General features: G+C 37.8%; 5 protein-coding genes and 2 pseudogenes. 3 read left to right on the top strand and 4 right to left on the bottom strand.

The features are described 5' to 3' along the window. Positions 1 to 57 precede the first annotated feature (57 nt). Positions 58 to 747, top strand: a complete 690-nt coding sequence (gene can, locus DV434_RS09245; protein WP_005631770.1) for a carbonate dehydratase — start codon at positions 58 to 60, stop codon at positions 745 to 747. Positions 748 to 774: 27 nt separating this feature from the next. Here can and DV434_RS09250 read toward each other — a convergent pair whose 3' ends face one another. The 4 genes from DV434_RS09250 to DV434_RS09265 all read right to left on the bottom strand — a co-directional run bounded on the left by DV434_RS09250 (position 775) and on the right by DV434_RS09265 (position 5,436). Then, on the bottom strand, positions 775 to 2,718 hold the full coding sequence (locus DV434_RS09250; RefSeq protein ID WP_118785894.1) for an ABC transporter ATP-binding protein: 1,944 nt from the start codon (positions 2,716 to 2,718) through the stop codon (positions 775 to 777). Positions 2,719 to 2,811: 93 nt separating this feature from the next. Further along, the gene (locus DV434_RS09255; protein ID WP_118785895.1) at positions 2,812 to 4,197 is read right to left on the bottom strand and encodes an anti-phage deoxyguanosine triphosphatase; all 1,386 of its coding nucleotides are present in this window, start codon (positions 4,195 to 4,197) and stop codon (positions 2,812 to 2,814) included. Positions 4,198 to 4,289: 92 nt separating this feature from the next. Further along, positions 4,290 to 4,985, bottom strand: a complete 696-nt coding sequence (locus tag DV434_RS09260; RefSeq protein ID WP_053465178.1) for a CidB/LrgB family autolysis modulator — start codon at positions 4,983 to 4,985, stop codon at positions 4,290 to 4,292. A 19-nt stretch (positions 4,986 to 5,004) separates the two neighbouring features. Further along, positions 5,005 to 5,436: a CidA/LrgA family protein gene (locus tag DV434_RS09265; protein ID WP_118785896.1), complete on the bottom strand. Its 432-nt coding sequence runs from the start codon at positions 5,434 to 5,436 to the stop codon at positions 5,005 to 5,007. Positions 5,437 to 5,554: 118 nt separating this feature from the next. Between DV434_RS09265 and DV434_RS09270 the strand changes: the two are divergent. Both DV434_RS09270 and DV434_RS09275 read left to right on the top strand, forming a co-directional pair. Continuing rightward, positions 5,555 to 5,872 (top strand): annotated as a pseudogene (locus tag DV434_RS09270) (thermonuclease family protein); the annotation flags it as partial. Between the two features lie 53 nt (positions 5,873 to 5,925). Next, positions 5,926 to 6,000: pseudogene (locus DV434_RS09275) on the top strand (IS1595 family transposase); the annotation flags it as partial.

Below are 6,000 nucleotides of genomic sequence, written 5' to 3' on the forward strand. Positions count from 1 at the left end.
TTGACCGCACTTACGCCAAAGTGCGGTTAATTTTTTCAGAATTTTAAGGAAAGTAAAATGGATAAAATTAAGCAACTCTTTGCCAACAATTACAGTTGGGCACAAAGAATGAAGGAAGAAAATTCAACTTACTTCAAAGAGCTCGCGGATCATCAAACGCCACATTACCTTTGGATTGGTTGCTCTGATAGCCGTGTACCCGCAGAGAAATTGACGAATCTTGAACCAGGTGAGCTTTTTGTACATCGTAATGTTGCTAACCAAGTGATTCACACAGATTTTAATTGCCTTTCTGTTGTGCAATATGCCGTCGATGTGCTTAAAATTGAACATATTATTATCTGTGGCCACACCAACTGTGGTGGTATTCATGCGGCGATGGCAGATAAAGATTTAGGGCTTATCAACAACTGGCTTCTTCATATTCGTGATATTTGGTTTAAACACGGTCATCTTCTCGGTAAACTTTCCCCAGAAAAACGTGCCGATATGCTAACTAAAATTAACGTAGCAGAACAGGTTTACAATCTTGGGCGCACATCAATTGTAAAAAGTGCTTGGGAACGCGGACAAAAACTCTCATTACACGGCTGGGTATATGATGTAAATGATGGATTTTTAGTGGATCAAGGCGTAATGGCAACCAGCAGAGAAACCCTTGAAATTTCTTATCGAAACGCTATCGCTCGTTTATCAATACTTGATGAAGAAAATATTTTGAAAAAAGATCATCTTGAGAATACATAAAAAAACGCCCTTTCGGGCGTTATTTTTTTAAGCTTTACCTTCAGCCAAATTTTTCTTTTCTTCCAATTCTTCCCAGCGTAAAAATGCTGTTTCTAATTCGGCTTCAGTATCCGCCAATGCTTTTAATTTAGCATCGGTAATATCATGAGCCTGTTGGAAAAATGCAGGATCGGCTATTTCAGCTTGAAGTACGGTGATTTTAGTTTCTAATTCTTCCAAAAGTTGTGGAAGTTGTTCTAGCTCACGTTGTTCTTTATAAGAAAGTTTTACGGATTTCGGCTTGGAAGTGCGGTCATTTTTCACCGCACTTTCTTCTTTTAGTGGTTCAGTTTTCTTCGCTTTAGCCTGTTCTTCTGCTACTTTGCTTGCCCAGAAATTGGCTTGTTGCTGTTTAGCATCAAAGAATCCACCCACATACTTATTCAAACGCCCTTTACCTTCGAATAAATAACATTCTGTCGCAGTATTATCGATAAATTGACGGTCATGGCTCACAATTAACAATGTGCCTTGATAATCAGTCAAAATTTCTTCTAAAAGTTCCAATGTTTCTACATCAAGGTCATTGGTCGGTTCGTCAAGAATCAATAAATTATTTGGTTTGAGTAATAATTTTGCGAGCAATAAACGATTTCGTTCTCCCCCCGATAAGGCTTTAACTGGCGTCATTGCTCGTTTTGGTGGGAACAAGAAATCTTGTAAATACCCCAGTACATGGCGTTTTACACCATTGACTTCAATATCTTGTTTGCCATCTGCCACATTATCCATTACGGTTTTTTCAGGATCTAAATCAGCACGGTATTGGTCAAAATAAGCAATCTCTAATTTGGTACCACAACGAATTTTGCCTGATGTTGGCTGAATTTCCCCCAGCAATAATTTAATGAAAGTGGTTTTCCCACAGCCATTTGGTCCAACAAGCGCAATTTTATCTCCACGTAAAATCGTTGTTGAAAAATCTTTTAACAAGGTTTTTCCTGCGATTTCATAGTTCACGTCTTCCATTTCAAAGACAATTTTGCCTGAACGACTTGAGGTATCTAACTGTAATTTGGCTGTTCCCATTACGTCACGGCGTTGGCGGCGTTCCTCACGCATCGCTTTTAATGCTCGAACTCGCCCTTCATTTCTTGTACGGCGAGCCTTGATACCTTGGCGAATCCACACTTCTTCCTGTGCTAGACGTTTATCAAATAATTCATTCTGCAAGGCTTCAACGCGTAGATTTTCTTCTTTTGTGGTTAAATATAAATCGTAATTGCCTGGATAAGACACTAATTGACCGCGATCTAAATCCACAATGCGTGTTGCCATTTTGCGAATAAAAGAACGGTCATGGGAAATAAATACAATACTACCTTGGAAATCCAATAAGAAATTTTCCAACCATTCAATAGCTTCCACATCCAAGTGGTTGGTTGGTTCATCAAGTAATAACACATCAGGATCGCATACCAATGCGCGCGCTAATGCTGCTTTACGCAACCAACCACCCGAAAGTGCGGATAATTTTGTGTTTGGATTCAAACCTAGTTTTAACAACACTTCATTGATTTTATTTTCAAATCGCCAGCCATCAGCGTGTTCTAATTTAGCCTGAACTTGCTCTAGCTGACTTAAAATTTGATCACTGTAATTTTCTTCCAATTGAACAGAAATATGGTGATATTCTTTCAATAAATCCGTTAAATGCCCAACACCTTCCGCAACATAATCAAAAATATTGCCTTGTGCATTACGCGGAGGGTCTTGCTCTAAACGAGAAACCACAAGATCTTTTTCGTATTGGATTTTGCCATCATCCATGAGCACGTCGCCTGCGATGATTTTCAATAAAGTTGATTTACCTGCGCCATTACGCCCAACTAAACAAACACGTTCATTCGGTTCAATATGTAGTTCTGCGTGATCTAACAAAGGTGCATCACTAAAGGAAAGATATCCATTGGTTAAACTAATTAATGCCACAACTGCCCCATAAAAATTCAGTGAAAATTAACCGCACTATTCTATACGGTTTGCATAAAAAATCCCATCAATTCGATGGGATTCTCTCTTAAATCAAAGTTGTTGATATACCCGCAATGCGTGTGCATCCGACATGCCTGCAATATAATCGCAAATAATCCGTTTCTTCCCTTCTTCTGGTGCATTAAGCCAACGATTTGCAGTATTTCGCGGTAATAAACGTTCTGGATCAGATTCAAAAATCTGGAACATTTCTGTCAACATTCTCTGTCCTTTATATTCGATTCGTTGGGTATCCACATTGCGAATAACATAATCCCAAACGAATTTTTTAAATACACCAAGTGCAGCAATCACTTCAGGTGGTAACTCCGCGTTATAACGCAACAAAGGTTCATCAAAATTTGCCGTTAATTTCCACCACACATTGGTAATAAAAAAGTTTACCAATGCACCAATGGCTTGTTTGCGCTCAAAATGTTTATCAGAGAAAAGTCGTTGGCTAATTGAATCAATATTTTCATGCAACCAAGCTGAAGGAATTTGTTTCAATGCAGTATGTGCCGCTTGCCATTGATGAGGATTGACAACACCAGTCACAATCGCATCTTCTAAATCATGCACGCCATAGGCAATATCATCCGCCAATTCCATAATGCTGCAATCCAGAGATTTAAACCGAGTATGTAAAGATTCAGCTGAATTTTCCCGCGCTTTTTTAAATTGACAGAATAAAGTGCGGTCATTTTCAGAAAGATTTTCCAGCAACCAATTAAACATTTTTAAATCATCACGGAAAATGCCTTTTCCCGGAATCCAATCGTGAATACGCACAAAACGAGGATCAATATTGCGAGAAAAATTAAGTTCTACATATTGAGGCGAAGCCACATCTAACAACGCAGGATATTTCACTACACCCAATAGTGTTCGACGCGTTAGATTCATCCCTGCATTTTCAGTGTAAGGCTCAAGTTTCGTTAAAATTCTAAAGGTTTGTGCATTGCCTTCAAAACCGCCCTGCTCTGCCATCATATAATTTAATGCCGTTTCGCCACCATGCCCAAAAGGTGGATGCCCAATATCATGAGCAAAACACAAACTTTCGATAAGATCGTTACTCGGTAATAAAGGTTTTAATTGTTTTTGCAACTCGTTTTTATCAATATTTAATGTTTGCGAAAGACTTTCAAAAGTTTCTAAAAATTTAAGTTGTGCAACGAGACTACTGCCAATCTGTGCGACTTCCAAAGAATGGGTTAAGCGAGTGCGATAAAAATCATTTTCGCCAATCGCGTGAATTTGGGTTTTCGCTTGTAAGCAACGAAAAGCGGCAGAATGTAAAATTCGCCCACGATCCCGACGAAATGGTGGGCGATTATCTTTTTCGCGTGGAGGATCAGGAAGAAAACGTTCTGTCCAAGAAGAATCAATGATAAGTGGTTTCATATCGCTTTGTTTTATTTCGTTTTTCTGCATTATCTAATCATTTAGCACAAAAAACAACCGCACTTTATCTGGAACAAACAAAATCTAGAATGAATAAAGTGCGGTTGAATTTTTATTGATATTTAAACAAAGAAATAAATCAGCTTAAATACAAATGGCGCGAGAATAGAACTAATAATCCCACAAAGCACAAGAGAAATAGAACTGTAACTTCCCGCTGTTGGGTTGGTTTCCATACAACTTACCGTACCAAGTGCGTGGGACACTGCCCCGACAGATAATCCAATCGCTTCTTGATGTTTAACGCGTAATTTTTTCAACACTAAATAACCAAATACAGAGCCTTGCAAGCCTGCAACAACGACCCCAACTGCAGTGACGGCAGGGATTCCCCCTAGATTATGCGAAACTTCCATCGCGATTGGTGTAGTGATTGATTTTGGTAATACCGTCGCCACCATTTCAGGCGATGCACCAAGTATGAGCGCTAACACCGCCCCACTTAGCATCGAGAAAAAAGAGGCGATCACCACAATAGATAAAATAATCTTCCATTGTTTAGCAATTTGGCGAAGTTGTTCATAAAGAGGTAATGCAAGAGCAACGATACTCAAACCAAGTAAGTTATTAATAGGTGCATTTCCTGCCATATAATCATCATAAGGAATCTTTCCTATCACTAAAATCGCAACCAAAATTAATACCGTTAAAATAAAAGTATTAAAAATCATTGATTTCCAACGTTTACTAATTTGTAGTGCAAGCCAAAATCCGAAAATTGTCAAAAATGTATAAAGATAAATAATGTACTGCTGCATATAAAACTTTCCCACTATATTAAGCTGATTCATTCATTTGTTTAGCTTGGTTCTCACGGCGTTTAATCACTTTTTTACGTTTATGTGTAAAAGATTGTAAATGGAATAAATGATTCCCTAATGAGCCCATGACAACCAACGTTACGCAAGTGCTGACAACATTCGGAATCAGTAAAATATTCACTTGTTCTACTAATAAATCTGAATATTTAATGATTCCAACACTTACCGGCACAAAAAGCACAGCCATAAAACGAATCAATAAGCTCGCACCTAAATAAATCCAATCTAAATGAATTAATCGTGTCGTTAAGCCTAAAAAGAGCAATAACAATCCCCAAATACTTCCAGGTACACCAGCAGGCACATAATGAGCGATAAGATTTCCGAGATATAACATAATGTACAAAATGACCAACGAACGGGCCAATAAAAATGATTTTTGAATCATATACAACCTTTTTTTCAATTTTTTTCATAATGTTTCAAAATTATTTTACGCTTTTTTTTTCTGAATTGACCAGTTTTTTTCGGTAAAATAACCAGACTTAGATCAAGAACCTTGCAAAATGATAAATCGAAAAACACTATTGACGAGTTTATTACTTATTTTTACCGCACTTTCTGCTTGTTCTCGCGAAAAAAATACCTGTCGTGTGGTTAAAATTAGTGACGGTGATACGCTTACCTGCCTTGCGAAAAATAATCGACAAATCAAAGTGCGACTAGCTGAAATTGATGCACCAGAAAAAAAACAAGCTTTTGGACAAAAATCTAAGAAAGCGTTATCTGATATGATTTATCTCCGTGATGTGCGTCTTTCTTTAAAAGGTCAAGATCGCTATCAACGCACATTGGCGATTGTTTATTATCAAGATAAAAATATTAAGGGGCTGTACTAGATAACGACTAAAAATCCCATTTAGGTTAGAATAAACCAATGAGAAAAAGTCGCTTAAGTCAGCATAAACAAAATAAACTCATTGAACTGTTTGTCGCAGGTGTCACAGCAAGA

Source organism: Haemophilus haemolyticus, from assembly GCF_003493685.1.
In the GTDB taxonomy this organism is placed as follows: Bacteria; Pseudomonadota; Gammaproteobacteria; order Enterobacterales; family Pasteurellaceae; genus Haemophilus; species Haemophilus haemolyticus_O.